Source organism: Humidesulfovibrio sp. (assembly GCF_035560995.1).
GTDB lineage: Bacteria > Desulfobacterota > Desulfovibrionia > Desulfovibrionales > Desulfovibrionaceae > Humidesulfovibrio.
Map to the genome: position 1 here is coordinate 15,771 of NZ_DATMYK010000186.1, position 20,266 is coordinate 36,036.

The 20,266-nt window shown below is 67.3% G+C and carries 13 protein-coding genes; 6 read left to right on the forward strand and 7 right to left on the reverse strand.

Features of this window, described 5'->3' with window-relative positions; genetic code table 11:
* The first annotated feature begins 412 nt into the window (after window positions 1-412).
* The 5 genes from VN419_RS07255 (at window position 413) to VN419_RS07275 (ending at window position 6,035) form a co-directional block, all read left to right on the forward strand.
* Window positions 413-787 carry a response regulator gene (locus tag VN419_RS07255; RefSeq protein ID WP_325645979.1) on the forward strand — a complete coding sequence of 125 codons (375 nt, stop codon included), beginning with the start codon at window positions 413-415 and terminating at the stop codon, window positions 785-787.
* Entirely contained in the window at window positions 784-2,172 is a 1,389-nt protein-coding gene (locus tag VN419_RS07260; protein ID WP_325645980.1) for a sigma-54 dependent transcriptional regulator, read from the forward strand. The genes VN419_RS07255 and VN419_RS07260 overlap by 4 nt, the downstream gene beginning before the upstream one ends.
* A gap of 241 nt (window positions 2,173-2,413) precedes the next feature.
* On the forward strand, window positions 2,414-3,457 hold the full coding sequence (locus VN419_RS07265) for an HD domain-containing phosphohydrolase (RefSeq protein WP_325645982.1): 1,044 nt from the start codon (window positions 2,414-2,416) through the stop codon (window positions 3,455-3,457).
* 232 nt (window positions 3,458-3,689) lie between these two features.
* A complete protein-coding gene (locus tag VN419_RS07270) occupies window positions 3,690-4,196 on the forward strand; it encodes a chemotaxis protein CheW (protein WP_325645984.1) in 507 nt (168 codons plus the stop codon).
* A gap of 69 nt (window positions 4,197-4,265) precedes the next feature.
* Window positions 4,266-6,035, forward strand: coding sequence for a methyl-accepting chemotaxis protein (locus VN419_RS07275; protein ID WP_325645986.1), 1,770 nt, complete (start codon window positions 4,266-4,268; stop codon window positions 6,033-6,035).
* 62 nt (window positions 6,036-6,097) lie between these two features.
* Here VN419_RS07275 and VN419_RS07280 read toward each other — a convergent pair whose 3' ends face one another.
* A complete protein-coding gene (locus VN419_RS07280; protein WP_325645988.1) occupies window positions 6,098-9,361 on the reverse strand; it encodes a PAS domain S-box protein in 3,264 nt (1,087 codons plus the stop codon).
* Between the two features lie 462 nt (window positions 9,362-9,823).
* Window positions 9,824-10,909, reverse strand: a complete 1,086-nt coding sequence (locus VN419_RS07285; RefSeq protein WP_325645990.1) for an ADP-ribosylglycohydrolase family protein — start codon at window positions 10,907-10,909, stop codon at window positions 9,824-9,826.
* A gap of 232 nt (window positions 10,910-11,141) precedes the next feature.
* On the opposite strand from VN419_RS07285, the gene VN419_RS07290 reads away from it, so the two are divergent.
* Complete coding sequence (locus VN419_RS07290) at window positions 11,142-12,275, forward strand: glycoside hydrolase family 5 protein (protein WP_325645992.1); 1,134 nt, start codon at window positions 11,142-11,144, stop codon at window positions 12,273-12,275.
* Window positions 12,276-12,356: 81 nt separating this feature from the next.
* Here the strand turns inward: VN419_RS07290 and VN419_RS07295 are convergent, their stop codons facing one another.
* The 5 genes from VN419_RS07295 to VN419_RS07315 form a co-directional block, all read right to left on the reverse strand.
* On the reverse strand, window positions 12,357-14,174 hold the full coding sequence (locus tag VN419_RS07295; protein WP_325645994.1) for an ABC transporter ATP-binding protein/permease: 1,818 nt from the start codon (window positions 14,172-14,174) through the stop codon (window positions 12,357-12,359).
* Window positions 14,175-14,325: 151 nt separating this feature from the next.
* Window positions 14,326-16,497: a Tex family protein gene (locus VN419_RS07300; RefSeq protein ID WP_414652922.1), complete on the reverse strand. Its 2,172-nt coding sequence runs from the start codon at window positions 16,495-16,497 to the stop codon at window positions 14,326-14,328.
* A 68-nt stretch (window positions 16,498-16,565) separates the two neighbouring features.
* Window positions 16,566-17,510: an ABC transporter permease subunit gene (locus tag VN419_RS07305; RefSeq protein WP_325645996.1), complete on the reverse strand. Its 945-nt coding sequence runs from the start codon at window positions 17,508-17,510 to the stop codon at window positions 16,566-16,568.
* Window positions 17,500-18,660: an ABC transporter permease gene (locus VN419_RS07310; protein ID WP_325645998.1), complete on the reverse strand. Its 1,161-nt coding sequence runs from the start codon at window positions 18,658-18,660 to the stop codon at window positions 17,500-17,502. Before VN419_RS07310 ends, VN419_RS07305 begins: the two co-directional genes overlap by 11 nt.
* Complete coding sequence (locus tag VN419_RS07315) at window positions 18,657-20,243, reverse strand: ABC transporter ATP-binding protein (protein ID WP_325646000.1); 1,587 nt, start codon at window positions 20,241-20,243, stop codon at window positions 18,657-18,659. The genes VN419_RS07310 and VN419_RS07315 overlap by 4 nt, the downstream gene beginning before the upstream one ends.
* Between the last annotated feature and the right edge of the window lie 23 nt (window positions 20,244-20,266).

The following is a 20,266-nucleotide window of genomic DNA, read 5'->3' on the forward strand; positions in this document are numbered from 1 at the left end:
GGCGTCAGCAGGCTCGCCACACCGAGACAGACCCCCGTCTTCATCAACCGCTTGAAAAGCCATCCTCCTTACTCCACCGCGCCGATTCAGCTCACCCCGCCCCCCCTTGCGCCAGCCGCCGCATTGAGAGCCAAGGTACGGTGAAAATCGCGCATCTCGACTTGCTGAAGAGCGGGGAAATATTCCGCTACGCATTGCAAGCGGGAGCTCGATGCACGCCGGACCATACTCAGCGCCCTGGCAGCAATACCAGAAGGTATAACAGCCTCATCATGGCGGCGCCAAACGCCCGGGCCATGTGTTCCGACCGTCATACTGGGCGACAACGACGAGAGTTGCGACAGCAGCTCAGTTTAATATTGACATCTCTACAAGAAGCAATATCACACTCCCAGCGTACGGAGTTGGCTTCATGCAGCACACCATCCTTATCCTCGATGACGAGGCGAGAATCTGTGAAACCCTGGTGGACTACCTTGTCGACTGTGGGCACATTGTCTTTGCCTACCAGGATGTAACAGCCGCCATGGATGCTTTGGGCGCGCACAACTTCACCACAGCCATCGTCGACATCCGTCTGCCCGACACGGGCGGGTACGCCTTCATCGAGCGGGCCAGCCACATCAGGCCTGAACTGCGGTACATCATCCATACAGGTTCCCTCGACTTCGCAAACGGCGGCCTGAGACACGGCGAGGACGACCGGATCGAGGCCGTGCTCATCAAGCCCTTGAATCGGCTGCAAGATTTTTCGGACATTCTGGAACGCATGGGGCGGGCGAGATGAACGTCCTGAACCCGGCCAGCGTCCTTGTCATCGAGGATGAGCCAATGCTGAGGCTCACCCTGGGAGACCACCTGCGCGACAGGGGCTTCGAGGTGTTCGAGGCCGCCGACGGCGAGGCAGGTCTCGCCCTCTTCCGCACGCACTCCCCCTGCCTTGTCACCCTGGACTTGCGCATGGCCCCCATGGACGGACATGCGGTCCTGGCGGCAATCCGCCAGGAAGACCGCGACGTCCCAGTCATCATCGTCTCCGGACAAGGGCAGATGGATGACGTCATCCTGGCCCTGCGTGCCGGAGCGTTCGACTACCTTCAGAAGCCCATTTATGACATGGCCATCCTGGACCACGCCGTTGACCGCGCTCTGGAACGCCGCGCGCTCAGGCTCGGCAACGCAAGCCTTTCCCGCTCCTTCCTGGCCGATGGCCCGCAGCGGCCCGAGGATTTCGCGCAACTCATCACCACCAGCACGCGCATGCGTGACATCTTCCGCTATTGCGAGGCCGTGGCCCAAAGCCCAGAGCCCGTGCTCATCACCGGCGAGACGGGTGTGGGCAAGGAACTGCTGGCCCGGGCCCTGCACACTTCCAGCCGACGCACCGGCCCTTTCGTGGCGGTGAACGTCGCCGGGCTGGATGACCAGGCCTTTTCGGACACGCTTTTCGGTCATGTGCGCGGCGCCTTCACCGGGGCGGACCGCGCCCGCGAAGGTCTCATGGAACAGGCGGCCGGGGGCACGCTCTTTCTGGACGAGGTGGGCGACCTGGGGCAGCAAGCTCAGGTGCGCCTGCTGCGCGTGCTGCAGGAACGCGAATACCACCCCCTTGGCAGCGACGTCCTGAGACCTCTGCGGGCGAGAATCCTCGCCGCCACCAACAGACGTATTGATGAACTGCGCGGTGACCATGGCTTCCGCAGCGATTTTTTCTACCGGCTGGCCACCCATGCAGTGACCCTGCCCCCCCTGCGGGAACGCCCCGAGGACATCCCCTTACTCATGCAGCATTTTCTGATCGAGGCCTGCACCCCTCTGGGACGGCCCGTGCCGGACTGTCCGCCTGCCCTGCTTGCCCGGCTCAAGGCCTATTCCTTTCCGGGCAACGTGCGCGAGCTGAAGGCCATGGCCCACGACACCCTTGGTCGCTGCCCTGCCGGCCAACTGGGACCGGAGGCCTTCCGCGCACTGGCGGAAATTTCTGAGACGGAGGCGGTTGGCCCCGTGCCGCAGAATCCCTTCACCGACCTGCCGGTCTTGCCCAGCCTTCGCGCCGCGGCCTCCGCCCTGGTCGCGGAGGCCATGCACCGCGCCGGAGGCGTGCAAAAGGCAGCCGCTGCCCTCCTGGGCATCAGCCCCCAGGCCTTGAACGAACGCTTGAAACGGCGCTAAGACCACAATCAAGTTTTCCTGATCCCTTCAGGATTCCCTGATACCAGCATAACCGCCCGCCCCCACAGGGCAATCCCACCACACGCAGCGCATCAGCTCAAGATTTCCTGAGCGCCTTCAAACTACGCAGAATGCGCATTCGCGCATAACACGCCGGAACAACTAAGTTTCAAACAAAAATTTCGTACTGGCACGACTCTTGAGTAGTCCCGGACATTACCCCTGCAGAGGAGGTTCCCGGATGGCAAGAATTCTGTGCATCGACGACGAGCCCATCATACGCATGTCCACCAGGGACTACCTGATGGACATGGGGCACGAGGTGTTCGAGGCCGCCAGCGGGGCCGAAGGAATTGCCCTGTTCCGCCGCCAGCGGCCGGACATCGTCTTCTCCGATCTGCGGATGCCCGGCGGCGACGGCTTCCTTGTTGTGGCCCATATGGCCGAAGAAGCCCCCGAGACGCCGGTCGTCATAATCTCCGGCACGGGCAGCCTGGACGAAGCCGTAAAGACCCTGCGCCTGGGCGCCTGGGATTATCTCACAAAGCCTCTGCACGACATGGACCTGCTGGGGCAGACCGTGCAGAGGATGCTCACCAAGGCGAGCGAGCGCAGGGATGCAAACCAGTACCTGCTGTCTCTGGAGAGCAGGACCTACACGTTGGAGCGCGAGCTGCACGACTGGATCAACGGCCACCAGGACACCGTGCTGCGCCTGGAAGCGGCGCTCAAGACGAGCATCAGCTCCCTCAACCTCGCCCTGCGCGAAAAGGACCCCTACACGGCCGGGCACAACGAACGCGTCGCCAGCATCGCCGTGGACATAGGGAACGCCATGGGCCTTGGAGACAAGGCGCAGGACACGCTCATGCTGGCCGGCCGCCTGCACGACATCGGCAAAATCGGCGTTCCCCAGAACATCCTGAACAAGCGCAGTTTCCTGAATCCTGACGAGATCGTGCAGATCCGCAGCCATGTCACCGGCGGCTACCGCATTCTGGGCGAGATTCCCTTCGAAGGCCCGGTCGCCGAGGCGGTGCTCCAGCACCATGAACGTTACGACGGCACCGGCTATCCCGATGGCCTTGCCGGCGAGTCCATCCTTCTGGAGGCGCGGATCCTGGCCGTGGCGGACGTCTACGAGGCCCTGTGCTCGGACCGCCCGTACCGGGCCGGGCTCGGCCAGAACGATGCCGCCGACTACATTTTCAAAAACGCGGGCAAGCACTTTTGCCCGCAGTGCGTGGACGCCTTCAAGCTGGTCATTTCGAGGTCAAAAGCATGAGGGAAGAAAACATGAAGTGCGCCAAGGCGGGCAGTCCGCTCCGCTCTGGCCAACGCTGCCAGCCGAAAGCGGACAAAGCACCGGGGAATGCCCCCAGCGGGGATGTGCCCCGCGCGGTGGCCAGGGAGAACGGCAGCGGGGCGGGCGTTGGCTTCCGCACATATCTCGACGCCAGCATCCCAGCCCTGCAACTGATAGTCGACCAGGGCCTGCTGGCCCGGGAGGAGGCGGCATGAACGAAGCGGTCACAGTTGGCACCACGGACTCCCTGCTCCAACTCGTCACCTTCAAGGTGGCCGAGGAGGAATTCGGAGTGGACATCCTCTCCGTGCAAGAGATCATCCGCCACACGGGCATAACCAAGGTGCCCAGCGCACCGGCCTTTGTGGAGGGCATCCTGAACCTGCGCGGCAAGGTCATTCCCATCATCGACATGCGCAAGCGTTTCGGCCTCGCTTCCAAGGAGCCCGACTCCCACACGCGCATCGTGGTCTTCGCCCTGGAAAGCGGCGTCATCGGCTGCCTGGTGGATTCCGTATCCGAGGTGCTGCGCCTGCCTTCTTCCATGGTGGACGCCGCGCCCGCCGTGGTTTCCGGCATGGACTCCAAGTACATCCGTGGAGTGGGCCGCCTGGGAGGCGAGCGCGACGGCCGCCTGCTCATCCTGCTCGACTCCGACCAGGTGCTCACCATGGAAGAACTGGAAAACCTGCACGGGCAGGCGGCAAGCGTCCAATAGCGCAAAACCAGCCGCGCCGGGCATCGTCGGCGCTCCCACACCGCATAATCCCAGCCAGAGGAGGCCCACATGAACGCCCTGCGCAACCTGAAACTCCGCACCAAGCTGCTCGCCAGCTTTCTCACCGTCGCCCTGCTCACCCTTGCGGTGGGGACATACGGCAGCATCAAACTGCACCAGATCGACGACAACGACACCATGCTCTACGAACAGAACACCGTGCCCATAGGCCTGATCGGCGAAGTCGGCACCAATTTCCAGCGCGTGCGCGCCAACGCCATGGAAGCCGTGCACACGAAAGACAAGGCGGCTTACGAGGCGTGCCTGGAACGCATCAAGAAATTCCGGGCGGCCATCAACGTCAACTTGGACAAGTTCGAGAAGTTCATGACGCTTGAAACAGAGAAGGCAATCTTCGCCCAAACCCTGGAAGCCAGGAAGAAGTACGCCGAATCTCTCGACAAGGTCTTGCGTCTGGCCGAGGAAGGCAAAAAAGAGGAGGCGGCGGAACTGCTCTCCAAGGAAGCCCGGCTTGCCGCGCGCGACTATCAGGACGGCATCGACAAACTCATGAACGAGAACGTCGCCCAGGCCAAGCGCACCTCGGACGGCAACACCGCCACCGCCAACGCGGCCACGACCATGATGCTCGTCGTCATGGCCCTGTCCTTCATCGCCTCCATCGGCCTGGGCCTTCTGCTCACCGCCAACGTTTCCGCCCAGCTCGGCGAGGATCCCGGCTACCTGGGCGAGGTGGCGGGCAAAATCGCCGGCGGCGACCTGGACGTGGCCTTCCGCGCCCAGAAGCGGCAGGGCGGCGTCTACGCCGTCATGCAGGACATGGTGAAGACCATGAAGGGCAAGATCGCCGAAGCCGAACAGAAGACCGCCGAGGCCGCCGAACAGGCCAGGCTGGCGCAGATCGCCACGGACGAGGCCAACGAGGCCAAGGCCAAGGCCGAGCGCGCCAAGGCCGAAGGCATGATCGCCGCCGCCCAGCAGCTGGAGAAGATCGTCGAAATCGTCAGCTCCGCCAGCGAGGAACTCTCCGCGCAGATCGAACAATCCAGCCGCGGCACCGAGATCCAGTCACAGCGCGTGGCCGAAACAGCCACCGCCATGGAAGAAATGAACGCCACGGTCATCGAGGTGGCCAAGAACGCCTCCCAGGCCGCCGAGTCCTCCGGCAACGCCAGGAGCAAGGCCGCCGAGGGCGCCAAGGTGGTGGAGAAGGCCGTGGAGAGCATCACCGCCGTGCAGCAGAAGTCCGTGATCCTCAAGGAGGACATGGCCGTGCTGGGCAAGCAGGCCGAGGGCATCGGCCAGATCATGAACGTCATTTCCGACATTGCCGACCAGACCAACCTGCTGGCGCTGAACGCGGCCATCGAGGCCGCCCGCGCGGGCGACGCCGGCCGGGGCTTTGCCGTGGTGGCCGACGAGGTGCGCAAGCTGGCGGAAAAGACCATGGCCGCAACCAAGGAAGTGGGCGAGGCCATCGGCGGCATCCAGCAGGGCGCGCGCAAGAACCTGGAAAACGTGGAGCACTCCGTGGGCACCATCGAGCAGGCCACCAGTCTGGCCAACCAGTCCGGCGCGGCACTGGAGGAGATCGTGACGCTGGTGGAGGTGTCCACCGACCAGGTGCGCTCCATCGCCGCCGCCAGCGAGCAGCAGTCCGCCGCCAGCGAGGAGATCAACCGCAGCATCGAGGACATCAATCGCATCTCCGGCGAAACCGCCAGCGCCATGAACCAGTCGGCGCAGGCCGTGGGTGAGCTTGCCAGCCAGGCGCAAACCTTGCGCGCGCTCATCGAAAAGATGAAGAGCGGCGCCTAGGACTGGCGCGGAGATGCGGCTTCAGCCCCCGCCGGATCTTGGTCTGGCGGGGGTTTTGCGTTTCAGGCCCGCGTGCTGGCGGCAGGGCGTTCCAGGGGCAGGCGGATGCTGAAGCACGTGCCCTGCCCCGGGGCGCTCGTTACGCTCATGCGGCCCCGGTGGGTGCTGGTGACGATGAAGTAGGACACGGACAGCCCCAGCCCCGTGCCCTCGCCAACCGCCTTCGTGGTGTAGAATGGTTCGAAGACGCGGTTGAGCTGGTCCGCCGGGATGCCGGGGCCGTTGTCCCCCACTTCAAGCAGCGCCTCGCGCCCTGCCTTGGCCGTGCGCACGGTGATGACCGGATGCAAGACGCCTGCGCCGGCCATGGCCTGGGCCGCGTTGCGCAGAAGGTTCAGAAGCACCTGCTCGATTTCGGACGGAACACAGGGAATAAGGGGCAGCTCATCCGAGAGCTCAAGACGCACGTCAATCTGCCGGAAGTCGTACTTCTTCTTGAGGTCGTAGTCCTTCTCCGCCAGGGACAAGGCTTGGCGCACCAATGCGGACACGTCCTGATCCATGATGCCTGAGTCGCTGCGGCGGCTGAAGTTCAGCATGTGCCGCACGATGGCCGCTGCGCGTTGGCCGGCCTCGGCGATGCCCTCCAGGTAGCGGGCGATATTGCGCCGGTGCATGAATTCCTGGACCGTTTCCAGCTCCAGACCAAGCGCCTGGGCCTCTTTCTGGTTGGCTGGCAGCGCGGGGTCAAAACGGCGCTGCACCCCCTGCACCGACTGGGATATGATCCCCAGCGGGTTGTTGATCTCGTGCGCCATGCCGGCAGCCAATCCGCCAAGGGACATCATCTTCTCCGTCTGCACCATGGCCTGCTGCACCAGCTTTGTCTCCGTGATGTCGCGCACCATGTTCAGGGAACAGTGCTCACCATTGATCTCTATGCCTTGGCATGAATTCAGGGCGTTGCGCAGACTGCCGTCCTTGCGGCGCATCATGAACTCGTAGTCCGTCACCGATCCATACAGGCGCAACTGTCTTAAAAAGTCCGCCCGGCTTTCGAGGTCGTCCCACAGGCCCAGACTGTCGCCGTTACATCCGACCACCTCGGCCCGCGAGTATCCGGTGAGCGGTTCAAAGGCGTCGTTCACGTCCAGAATGGTGCTGTCGCTCAGGCGGGCTATGGAGATGCTGTAGGGCGCCAAGTTGAAGATTCTGGAGAATTTCTCTTCGGAAAGACGCAGATTGTCCTCGGCCGCCTTGCGCTCGGAAATATCGCGCGTAAAAGCCAGAAGATACAGGACATCGTCCAGGCGCATCGGCGCAAGCGCGGTCTCAACCTGTGTAATGCCGCCGTCGCCCTTACGGCACAGCCATTCGAAACGGGGCGACTCCCCGGCCTCGGCCTGGGCAAGCATGCGCAGCATCATCGCCGTGGTGTCTTCTCCGTTGGCCTGCACGGACGGGGAGAAATCCGCGGGAGTCCGGCCGATCAGCTCTTCCCGCGTGCAGCCGAGGAGTGCGGGCGCGCTTGGGTTGCAGTCCACGATGGTCGGTCCGTCCATCACCAGGATGGTGTCCTGGGCGGATTCGAAGAGCGTGCGGTACATCTTCTCCCTGGCGGCCAGGGCCAGCTCCGCCTGCTTGCGGGCGCTGATGTTCTGGATGATGCCCAGCATCTGCACCGGCCGGCCGTCGTCGCCGGATTCGAAGATGCCGCTGTCATGCACGTAGACATAGTGGCCGTCTTTGTGCCGCAGGCGATATTCCATGTCGAATTTCTCGCCGCTTTCGCAAACCACGGCCAGCCAAGGCAAAACCTCCGACGCGTCGTCCGGGTGCAGCAGCCCTTCCCAAATCTGTATCGGGCCGTCCAACTCGTGCCGTTCGAAGCCGAGCACATCGCGCACGGCCCCTATCCACTCCATGCTGCCGGCCCGAAGGTCGTAGTCGTAGAAGATGTGCTGCGCCGCCGCGTTCACGATCTCGAAGCGCTGCGTCCAGAAGCGGAGCTCCCGTTCGTGCTCCTCGCGCCTGCTCAGATCCTCCAGCATGCCGTGCACGCTGGCGGGCCGCCCCTCGGCGTCGAACGCCAGCGAGGAGCTGAGAACGGCGGGCAGCGTGCTGCCGTCCTTGCGGCGGAGCAGCAATTCCCTGCGCACCCCGTTGGGAGAGGCCAGCAGCTCGGCCAGCACCTTGCCGCGCATGCCCTCTTCCGCATACAGAGAGTGCGGATCTGCGCCGAGGAGCTCGTCGCGGCTGTCGTAGCCGAGCATGCGCAGCAGCTCCGGGTTGACCTCCTCAATGTGTCCGCCGAACGTGGAAAGAAAGATGCCGAGCGGGGCGTTGTTGAAGATCGCGCTGAGCCGTTCCTCGCTTTCCATCAAGGCGTGCGAGGCTTCCTTCTGCGCGGTGATGTCCACGGTCATGCTGAGCAGGCTTGACTCGCCGGCGTAGGTGATGGGAACCGAGGAATAGAGCAGCTGTCTGGTGCTGCCGTCGGATCGCCGGGCAACCGCCTCCTGCCCGTGCAGGCCGCCTTGGGCAACAATGCGCAGCCGCAGGGCGCGGGCTTCCTCATTGGAAAGCACCGTAAGGGTGCTGGCGTCAAACCGGCCCAATTCCTCGCGGGTGATGCCCATGCCGCTGAGGAAGGCGCTGTTGGCCTCCAGGCACACGCCATCGGAAACGCGTTGGACAACCATGGAGTACGGGGCGTTGTCGAAAATCGACCGAAACATGGCCTCGCTTTCCATGATGCGGACGCGCGCCTGTTCAAGCTCGGTGACGTCGAGCAGGATCCCCGCCAGTCCGCCTTCGCCGCCTTCGGTTTCCGGCAGGGGGCTGACGAGCAGCTGGAACGTGCCGCCAGAAAAGGGGACGTAGGCCTGGACTGTCTGGCCGCGCATGCTCTGGTCGAAGTACTCCCGCAGATCCGTGCGGTCGGGATACGCGTCGGTGAACTTCATGCCCACGCTGCCGCCCGGCGGGCGCTTGACCAGATTCAGGCCCTGCCCTTCGGAAAGCAGCACCGTTTTGTCACGGTCGAGGATGAAAAAGATGGTGTTGGTGTGTCCCAGAATGGTGCGCAGCCCGGCATCGCGCTTGAGCAGGGTCCGCTGCAGCCCTAGGCAGTGTTCCAGTTCTTCCGCTTTCGCCGCCAGCTGCCGCTGATGACGCTTTCTCTGCACAAGCAGGGTGACGAGCGCGGCCACGGCGATGCAACTGCTCACAAGGGTGAGGCCAAGCAAAAAGGCTGGCCCGGAAAGCCAGCCAGTGCCCAAGGACGCCATGTCCCAGAAGGTGTCGCTCAGGGGATGCGAGGCCATTGGGCTACCCTTCCCTGCAATACATCCGTGTTGAGAACCGCCCGCGCGTTGGCATGACGTTCAAAAGCCGCCACAACAGCGAGCTGCCCATCGCCCCAGCCCACGCAATTGGCGCGGCCGCCCGCTCAACGCGTGCGCCCCTGTCCCGCCGGGTGGGCTTGCCGCACCGTAGCACAACACGTCCTGACAACTCAAACAACAAACGCACAGTGAAAGCAGGGCGGGCACAGCAGCAGCACTCTTGTCCCGTAGCTGCGCACAGCGATGCGCAAGGATTGCGCCAGCAGCATCCGGCACCAGAACATGCCCGTTTTGCAATTCATGACGAGGCTCCGCAGTGCCGCGACATCACCTTCACCACCACGCCAAGCGAGACGTGTTCCTCTGCACAACGCGGCACCTGGAGCGCGGCTACGCGGCCTTCCTGGCCAGCAGGCCGAAGCCCTGGTCCAGAATCCGTAATCAGCCTTCTTCCTGCGCCCGGGTCCCAAGGCCGCGGGCCAGCGCCAGCAGGGCCTCCGCGTCCTCAAGACCCTCGATGAACCGCTGCGGAATGCCGGACAGGCCGGTCTGCGCGCCCACCAGAGCCCCGGCCAGCATGGCCCGCGCCATGTTCTGCCCGCCTCCGTTGATGGCGTGGAGCACGGCGGACTCGAAATCGTCCCTGAACCTGGCGGCCAGGTAATAGGCCGCGGGCAGCTGGTGGTAGATGGCGCAGGGCATGCCGTACACCAGCGAAACCTTCCAGGCGGGCTCGATGCGGATGTCCGGGTCGGCCGCGGCCTGGGCCATGTAGGACGGCGAAAGCAGGGCGTCCGGCGAGGAGAAGCGCCCGGCGCGCGGCGGGTCCGGGTCGCCGGGCTGCGGCGGCTGCAGGTTGTCGCGCGTCACGGCGTGGAAGGGCAGCTCGCCCGTGTGCACCTGGTTCATGAGCTTGGCCGAGAGGTTGCGGTCCAGCGCAAAGCCCCGCACAAGCATGCCGAGCACCGCGCCATAGGCCACGGTGAGGGAGACCACCAGGTCGTCCGCCTGGGTCAGGACGGTGTTGGACGCCACTGCGGCTGCCAGCCGGCTGGGCTGGCGCGCATAGCGCACGGCAATGGCCAGGGTGCGTTCGATGGCCTCGGTGGTGTCCGCGTTGCCGCCGGTCCGCCCCCAGGGCAGGCCCTGCTGCACACGGCGGCGCCAGGCCTCGCGGATGGACTGGCTGGTGTACAGCCCCGGCCCGCTCACCGGGGTGCCGTCCAGCTGCGGAAACAGCTCCGTGTCCATGCGCCTGCAGAAGTCCGCCTCGTCATACCCGCCGCGCTCCACCAGCGATTCGAGCGTCAGCCGCAGGATGTGCCCGGCCTGGGACAGCTGCCCGGCCTTGAGCCCGTCGTGGTAGCGGCCCGGCTTGGGGTCGGTGTAGCCGTCGATCCACTCGCCGTAGTCGCGGCGCAGCTCCCGCAGGCTGTAGTACCAGTGCGGGCCAACGCCCAGGGCGTCGCCCACGAAGGCCCCCATGATCGCCCCTGCCGCGCGGTCCTGAACATCCGTCTTGGCCATGTGCGCCTCCTGTGCCTTTCCGTTCGATGCACGACGCCGGGAACCGGCCGTCAACCTCCGCATAGCACGGCTGGCACGAAAAGCGCCAGGACCGTTGTGCGGGCAGGCCCCGCCAAGGATGGCGATTGCCAATCCCAACCGGCTCGTATACTGGGATGAATGGGCGGGCCTTCATCCATCGGCAAGGCCGGCCCACTCCTGAAACGCGCCGATGGAACTGCGAGAAGACGCAATGACCGCTCCCCTTTCCTCCCCCCAGGGCCAGCCGAAGCACCCGGACCACCTGCGCGGCGTCAACCTCGGCGGCTGGCTGGTGCTTGAAAAATGGATGACCCCCAGCCTCTTCGAGGGCCTGGAGGCCACGGACGAGACCACCTGGTGCGCGGAGCTGGGGGACAAGGCCCCGGAGCGCCTGCGCGCGCACTGGAACAGCTTCATCACGCGGGAGGACTTCGCCTGGCTGGCCGGGGTGGACGTCAACGCCGTGCGCATCCCCGTGGGGCACTGGATCTTCGGCCCGCCGTACCCGCACCACGAAAAATACGGCGCGCACCCGCACCCCTTCGTCACGGGCGGCATCGACGTGCTGGACCGCGCCTTCAAGTGGGCTGCGGAGTTCGGCCTGCGCGTCATCGTGGATCTGCACGCCGCGCCCGGCTGCCAGAACGGCTTCGACAACGGCGGCATCATGGGCGTTGTGGAGTGGCACACCAAGGAGGAATACCTGGCGCACTCCGTGGACGTGCTGGGCAGGCTGGCCGAGCGCTACCGCGCCGAACCCGCCCTCTACGGCATCGAACTTCTGAACGAACCCCGCTGGGACGTGCCCACGGACCTGCTGAAGGGCTTCTACCTGCGCGCCGAGGCGGCCGTGCGCGCCCACTGCCCCGCGGACCGGGTGGCTGTGGTGTTCCACGACGGCTTCCGCACCCACCGGGAATACCTGGGCTTCCTGCAAGCTCCGCAGCACGAGAACGTCATCTACGACATCCATCGCTACCAGTGCTTCAGCCGCGAGGACCTGGACATGGACATCCACGGCCACCTGCGCAAGGCCGGGGTCGAATGGGGCCAGGAGCTGCGCGACATCCGCGAGGAGCTCACGCTGCCGACGATCGTGGGCGAGTGGAGCCTGGGGCTGAACCTTGAGGTGGTGTCGCTGTGGGCCGAGGGGCCGTATGACTATGCGCTGACCGGCATGGGCGACTTCCAGCGCGACCTGTCCTACCGGGCCTACGCGGCCGCGCAGCTCTTGGCCTTTGAGCAGTGCCGGGGCTGGTTCTTCTGGAGCTACCGCACGGAAACCACGCCGGAGTGGTGCTTCCGCCAGTGCGTGGAGCGCGGCTGGCTGCCGGCCAAGTTCTAGGACGGAGTATTTGGGCCGGGCGGGGAGCCGGGCTCTTTCAAGCGCAGGCGCCGGGCAAAGGGCCGGAACGCGCGGCTAGGCCTAGCCGCCGTTCTGGCCGTTTCCGTTCTGGCCGTTTCCGTTCTGGCCGTTGCCATTCTGGCCGCGGCGCATGCCGAAGAGCACCTTGGTCTCGGTGGAACGGTTGAGCGTCACGGTGCGGCCGTGCAGCACGCTCAGGTCCGGGTGGAAGCTGATGTTCAGCACCGTGGAGCCGGGCAGCTGCTGGAAGAGCGTGTCCAGAATCTGCCGCTCGCCTTCGGGATCAAAGGCGTCCGTGGCTTCTTCCAGGAAGATCCACGGCGGCTGGTGCAGCAGCACGCGCACGAAGCCCAGTTGCTGCTGCACGCGCTGCGGCAGCACCTGCTCCCAGTTGTCGTACTCGTCCAGCCGCGCGGTGAGCCGCGAAAGGCCCACGCTCTCCATGGCGCGGATGATGATGTCGTCGCCGCAGGCGCCCTGCATGCGCGGGTAGCAGATGACCTCGCGCAGGGTGCCCTCCGGCAGGAAGGGCCGCTGGGCCACGAAGAACATCTCCTCCACTCCCGGCAGGCGCACGCAGCCGCTGCCCCAGGGCCACAGGCCCCCAAGCACCTTGAACAGGCTGCCCGTCACGCCGGGGTCACCATTGATGAGCACCCGTTCGCCCCGTTCGATGCGCAGGCTCAAGCCCTCGATGAGCACCCGGCCCGAGGGCTCGGCGATGCACAGGTCCTCCGCTGCCAGGCCGTCGCCCGGCACGCGCTCCAGGGCGATGTGCGGTCCGGACTGGGCCTGGGCGTAGCCGTCCATCTCCTGCATGTCCTCGTGCAGCGAGAGCACGCGCTCGGCCGAGGCCCGGCAGCGCGCTATCTCGCCGATGTTGTCCACCGGCCAGGAAAGAGAGGACGTGAGCTGCTGGAAGGCCTGCGCGGCCTGCATCAGCGCGCCCAGGGTCATGGCCCCGCTGATGTACTGGGGCGCGGCCACCAGGATGGGCAGGATGGGCAGCAGCGAGCCGTAGGCCGTGCCGAAGGACACGAGCCCCAGGTAGGCCAGAGACTGCCGGTTCCAGTCGCGCATGACCTGCCGGAAGCGTGTGCCGGAGCCCGCCCGCTCAAGGGGTTCGCCGCGCATGAGGGCGATGGCCTCGCTGTGCTCGCGCACGCGGGAAAGGCCGAAGCGGAAGGTGGCCTCCGCCGTTTGCAGGGCGTTGGTGGTGCGCACCAGCGGGCGGCCCACCACCCAGCCGAAGGAACTGCCCAGGGCGGCGTACAGAAAGGCCAGGGGCACCATGTAGCCGGGCACGTGCACGCTGGTGCCGGGCACGTCTATGCCGCCGGAAACGTCCCAGAGGATGTTCACGAACATGCCGAGCGTCAGCAGGCTGAAGGTCAGAGAATGCGCCAGGCCGATGGCGCTTTCCGTGGCGATACGGATGTCCTCGGCGATGCGCTGGTCCGGGTTGTCGTGCTCGCCGGGGGTGAAGCCCAGGCGGTAGTGCCGGGCCTCGTCCAGCCAGCGGCTTGTCAGCCGCTCGGTGAGCCAGGCGCGCCAGTCTATCTGCAGCCAGCGCTTGACCATGAGGTGCGCGGCGGTGACGGTCAGGGAAAGGGAGAGGATGATCCCGAACACGCCCACCTGCACCAGCACCTTGCGCACGGAGTGCAGTTCCAGGGCGTCGTACAGGCCGCGCTGCCAGTAGTTGCCCCACACGGAAAGCCCCACCTGGCACATGGTCAAAAGCAGCAGCAGCAGGATGGCCCCGCGCACCTTGGCCTTGCGCTCGCAGTGCCAGTAGGGGCCGGCCAGGCGCTTCACCTGGCGCAAGAAGCTCTCGCGCTTGGGGGCCGGTGAGGAGGAGCCGGGGATATCGGTCATGACGTGCGGATTCAACCTGTGATGAGGTTCACTGCCACGCTGGCATGGGCTTCTGCCACGCAAGCGTTCGCAACTTGCGCGCCAACATAGCAGAAAAAGCTTTCCCTCCACAAGGGCGGTCTATGGGCCCGCCCGCCCGCGCGGGGAGGCTCTAGCCCTTCGCGTCCAGGCCCTTCATGGCCAAGCCCTTCATGGAAAGCCCTATGCGAGCGCGCTGGCGGTCCACCTCGACCACGCGCACCAGCACCTCCTGGCCCACGCGCACCACCTGGGCCGGGTCGGACACGTAGCGCTCCGAAAGCTGGCTGATGTGCACCATGCCGTCGCGGTGCACGCCGATGTCCACAAAGGCCCCGAACTTGGTCACGTTGGTGACGATGCCGGGCAGCTCCATGCCGGGCTCCAGGTCGTCCGGGCTGTTGACGCCCTCGGCGAAGGCGAAGGCGCTGAAGGCCGCGCGCGGGTCGCGCCCCGGCTTCTCCAGCTCGGCCATGATGTCGGTGAGCGTCGGCAAACCGATGTCTCCGTCCACATAGTCCGCCAGGCGTACGCGGGCGCGGGCCTCGGCGTCGGCCAAAAGCTCGGCCACGGCGCACTTCACGTCCGCCGCCATGCGTTTCACCAGGGCGTAACGCTCCGGGTGCACCGCGCTGGCGTCCAGCGGTTCCTTGCCGCGCACGCGCAAAAAGCCCGCGGCCTGCTCAAAGGCTTTGGGGCCCAGGCGCTTGACCTTTTTGAGGGCCTCGCGGCTGGCGAAAGGCCCATTTTCCGCCCGGTGCTCCACGATGTTCTTGGCCAGGCCCGGCCCCAGGCCGGAAACATGGGCGAGCAGCTCCTGGCTGGCGGTGTTCAGGTCCACGCCCACGGCGTTGACGCAGCTGGCCACCACGTCGTCGAGGGCCTTGCGCAGGCCCGCCTGGTCCACGTCGTGCTGGTACTGGCCCACGCCGATGCTCTTGGGGTCCAGCTTCACCAGCTCGGCCAGGGGGTCCATGAGCCTGCGGCCGATGCTCACGGCCCCGCGCACGGTGAGGTCCAGGTCCGGGAACTCGCGCCGGGCCACCTCGGACGCCGAATAGATGGACGCCCCGGCTTCGTTCACCAGCACCACGGGGATGCCCAGCTCAAGGGAGCGCACGAAGCTTTCCGTCTCCCGCCCGGCCGTGCCGTTGCCGATGCCGATGGCCTCGACCGCGTGTTTGGCGCACAGTTCTTTGAGCGTCGCGGCCGCGGCCTCGCGCTGCCCGGCGGAGGTGGTAGGGAAGATGGTTGTATGCTGCAACAGATTGCCCTGGGCATCGAGCACCACCAGCTTGGCCCCGGTGCGAAAACCGGGGTCCAGGGCCAGCACACGCTTCTGCCCCAGGGGCGGGGCGAGCAGAAGCCCGCGCAGGTTGGCGGCAAAGACGCGGATGGCCTCGGCGTCGGCCCGGGCCTTGACCTCCGCGCGCAGCTCGGTCTCAAGCGAGGGCGCCAGCAGGCGCTTGCAGCCGTCGGCCAGAGCGGCCGCCACTTCCTGCGAATCAGCGCCCGTGCCCCGCACGTAGGCCCGGCGCGTCAGCTCGAAGAGTTCTTCCTCCGCCGGGCGCAGGGAAAGGGACAGGAAGCCCTCGGCCTCGCCCCGGAACATGGCCAGGGCGCGGTGCCCGGCAATGGAGCGCAGGGGCTCGTCCCAGGCGAACCAGTCGCGGTAGGTGGCCCCGGCCTGTTCCTTGCCCTTCTGCACCTTGGACTGAAAGCGGCCCCGGCGGGCGAAGAGATCGCGGGCGCCGGCCCGCAGGCGCGGCTCCTCGGCCATGGCTTCGGCCAGGATGTCGCGCGCGCCGGCCAAGGCGGCGGCGATGTCCGGCACGCCCTTGGCCTCGTCCACAAAGGGCTTGGCCAGGGCCTTGGGGTCGCGCCCCTGCTGGAGCATCAAGGCCTTGGCCAGGGGCTCCAGGCCTTTTTCGCGGGCCATCATGGCCCGGGTGCGGCGCTTGGGCCGGTGCGGCAGGTAGATGTCCTCCAGCCGGGCCTTGTCCTGCGCGCCTTCGACAGCGGCCTTCAATTCCGGCGTCAGCAGGTCCCGCTCGGCAAGCGACGCCAGGATGGCCTCGCGCCGCTTGTCCAGCTCGGCCAGTTCCTCCAGGCGGTCGCGGATGGCCGCGATGGCCACCTCGTCCAGGGAGCCTGTGGCCTCCTTGCGGTAGCGGGCCATGAAGGGCACCGTGGCCCCCTCCCCCACCAGCCGGGCCACGGCCGCCACCTGGGGCGCGGAAAGGGACAGCTCCCCGGCAATGCGCGCGTGATAGCCAGCGGATGAAAGAGCCGGAGCAGGCGAGATGGACGTGGGCGCGTTGGTCACGTGGGCGTTTCCTTTGCTGTGAAAGGGTTGGAAGTCCGGGACGAGCCCTAGCCCTGCGGGCGGAAGAACTGGCCGAGGTTCGCGGGCGGGTTGGCGTTTTTGCGCAGACGCGAGAAACTCTGCCCAAGGCTGAGCACCAGCAGGGTGAGCAGATACGGCAGGGCGCGCAGCAACCACACCGGGGCCCAGTCCGAACCGCCGGTCTGCATGCTGAACTGCGCGGCCATGAGCGCCCCGAACAGGAGCCCGCCGCACAAAGCGCGCAGGGGCCGCCACAGGGCGAAGATGACCATGGCGATGGCGATCCAGCCCTGGCCCGCGCTCATGCCCTCCTTCCAGCCCGGGGTGTAGGAAAGGGACAGAAAGGCCCCGCCCAGACCGCAGAGCGCCCCGCCGAAGCAGGTGCAGCAGTAGCGCACCAGGGCCACGGGCACGCCGCAGGCATAGGCGGCGGAGGCGTTCTCGCCGCAGGCGCGGACCAGCAGGCCCGCGCGCGTGCGCCCAAGCCCCCACCACAGCAGCGGCGCCAGCAGGAGCGCCAGATAGGTGAGCAGCGGCTGATTGAACAGGGCCGGGCCCAGCACGGGCAGCTCCGCCAGGCCGGGAATGGGCTGGGAGCCCAGCACCAGGCCCGGCGCGCCCAGCAGGTCGCGCCCCAGCACGCCGGCGAGGCCAGCGCCCAAAAGCGAAAGCGCCAGCCCGGAAAGCACCTGGCTGGCCCCCAGGCTGATGGCGAAAAAGCCGTGGAGCAGCGCGGCGGCGGCTCCGGCCAGGGCGGCCGCCCCCAGGGCCGTCGCAGGGTCGCCCGTGGCCGCCCCGGCGGCGAAGCCAGCCAGCGCGCCCAGAAGCAGCATGCCCTCCAGGCCCAGGTTCAGCACCCCGGAACGCTCGGCCACGATCTCGCCCAGGCTGGCCAAGAGCACCGCGGTGGAGGACTTCACCGCGATCTGCCCCAGCAGGGCCAGGTTCTCCAGGTCCAGGCTAGGCAGCATGGCCGCCCTCCCCTGGCTTTTCGCGAGCTGTCACGTCGTGCTCCGGCCCTGTGGGGTCCACCGGCGCGCGCTTCAGGCGCAAGCGCCTGCCCGCCAGGAACTCGCCCAGCAGCGCGCCGAAGAGCAGTGCGGCCTCCAGGGCCAGAATGGTGCTGCCGGGAAGGCGCAGCTCGGTCTGCAACTGGTCCGCGCCCACAAGCAGCCCGCCCAAAAGCAGCGCCGCCAGGGGAACCGCCAGCACGTTCAGCCGGGCCAGAAAGGCCACGATGATGCCCGCGAAGCCCAGGCCCGTGGACAGCCCGTCCTGCAGGCGATGCTGCACGCCAAGGAGCTCGCCCGCTCCGGCCAGCCCGGCCAGCGCGCCGGAAAGGCACATGGCCGCGACCGTGATGCGCCCGGCGCGGAAGCCCGCATAGGCCGCGGCTTTGGGGCTCTCGCCCAGGACGCGCGCGCGGAAGCCCCAGCGCGTGCGGCCAAGCAGCCACCACAGGCCCACGGCCAGCACCAGGGCCAAGGGCAGGCCCCAGTGCACGCGCGTGCCCCATTGCTCCGGCAGGTGCGGCAGCGCGGGCAGCCAGACGGCCTCGGGCAGCTCCGCCGTGCCGGGGAAGCCCATGCCCTCCGGGTCGCGCCAGGGGCCGAAATACAGGTGCTCCATGAACAGCACGGCCACATAGTTGAGCAGCAGCGTGGACAGGATCTCGCTCACGCCCAGGCGCGCCTTGAGCAGGGCCGGAGCCAGGGCCCAGGCCGCTCCTCCGGCCATTCCGGCGGCCAGGGCCAGCGGCAGGGCGAACTGCACGGGCCACCACGCGGGCGCGAACAACGCGGCCCAGCAGGCGCAAACGGCCCCGCTTACGAACTGCCCTTCGGCTCCGATGTTCCACAGGTTCAGGCGGCAGCACAGGGCCACGGCCAGCCCGGTCAGGGTCAGGGGCGCGGCCTTGAGCAGAATCTCGCTGACGCTGTACGGGCTGCCCAGAGCGCCCTGAGCCATGGCCATCCAGGCCTCGGCAGGCGCCACCCCGGCCAGGGCAAAGGCCAGGGAGCCGAAGATGCCCGCCGCCGCAAAGGCGCACAGCACGGAAAAGGCCGCGCGCCCGGCCCCGGAGGCGTGCCGGGGTTCGAAAATCACACGCAGGCCCGTCATGCCCGGCCTCCGGCATCGGCGGCAGCCACGCCGTCCGACTCAGTTCCGAGCCCGGCCATGAGCCTCCCGATGCGCCCGAAGGCGTCGGGTTCAGCCGGGTCCACAAAGCCCGCCACACGGCCCCGGTACAGCACGGCCACGCGGTCCGCCAGGGCCAGGGCCTCGGCCGGGTCGCCGGTGATGAGCAGCACGGCGGCGGGCGTTTCCCCCGCTGCGGCCCTCAGGATGGCCGCGTGCACGTCGGCCACGGCCAGAACGTCCAGGCCCTGCGTGGGCTGTTCCACAATGAGCAGGGGCGCGGCCTTGGAAAGCTCCCGCGCCAGGATGAACTTCTGCAGGTTGCCGCCGGAAAGCTCCCGCGCCAGGGCGGTGACGCCGGAGGCTGCGACGTTCATGGCCTGCATGGCCCGCAGCGCGGAGGCCCGGCCCGCGCCGCGCGCGAACACCGCGCCCCGGCTGCCCGTGGTGGAAAGCAGCATGTTCTCGGCCAGGGTCAGGCCCGGCACGGTGGCCATGCCGTGGCGGTCCTCCGGCACGTAGGCCACAAGTTCCCGTCCCTGGCGCGGCCCGATGGCGCGGCCAAGCACGGTGAGTTCGCCGCCCGCCGGGCGCTCCACCCCGCCCAGCACCGCGGCCAAGGCCTCCTGCCCGTTGCCCGCCACGCCCACGATGGCCAGGATCTCGCCCCGCGCCACCTCGAAGCTCACGTCCGTGAAGGCTGGCTGCTGGCCCGCGCCGGTGAGCCCGCGCACCACGAGCACGGGTTCTCCTCTCTGGCGCAGAGCGCGCCCGGCCCCGCCTTGCGACGGGGCGGGCACCACGCGTCCCACCATGAGCCGCGAAAGTTCGGCCATGTCCCAGCCGTCGGTCCGGGCGGGGTCGCGGGGGATGTTGCGGGCGATCATGCGGCCCCGGCGCAAAACGGACACCTCGTCCGCCGCGCCCGCGATCTCCGAAAGCTTGTGGGTGATGAGCACAACGGCCCGGCCCTGGTCGGCCAGGGCGCGCAGGCTGGCGTACAGCGCGCCGATCTCCGCCGGGGCCAGCACGCTGGTGGGCTCGTCCAAAATCAGGATGCGCGCGTCGCGGGCGAGGAGCTTCAGAATTTCCAACCGCTGGCGTTCGCCCATGCTCATGTCGGCCACGCGCCTGCGCGAATCCAGGGCCAGGCCGTGGCGCTCGGCCAGCTCCTCCGCGCGCCGCGCGGACACGGAGCCGCCATCCGCCAAGGCCAGATTCTCCGCCCCGGTCAGGGCCTCCACCAGGGAAAAACGCTGGTGCACCATGCCGATGCCCGCGCGCATGGCCGCGGCCGGGCTGCCAAGCTCAAGCGGCCGGCCGGAGAGCGCGAGGCTGCCCGCATCAGGCCGCAGCCAGCCGGAGAGCAGGGACATGAGGGTGCTCTTGCCCGCGCCGTTCTCGCCCAGCAGGGCGTGCACGCGCCCGGCGAAAAGGTCCAGGTCAACGCCGTCGTTGGCCAGCACGAAGCCCCCGTCGCCCGAAGGCGCGGCAAAGCGTTTGCTGAGCTCCCGGCAGGAAAGCAGGGGCGGTGCGGAGGTCTCGCGCTCAGGTGCGGCGGTCACGTTGGCATCCTCAAAACAGCGGG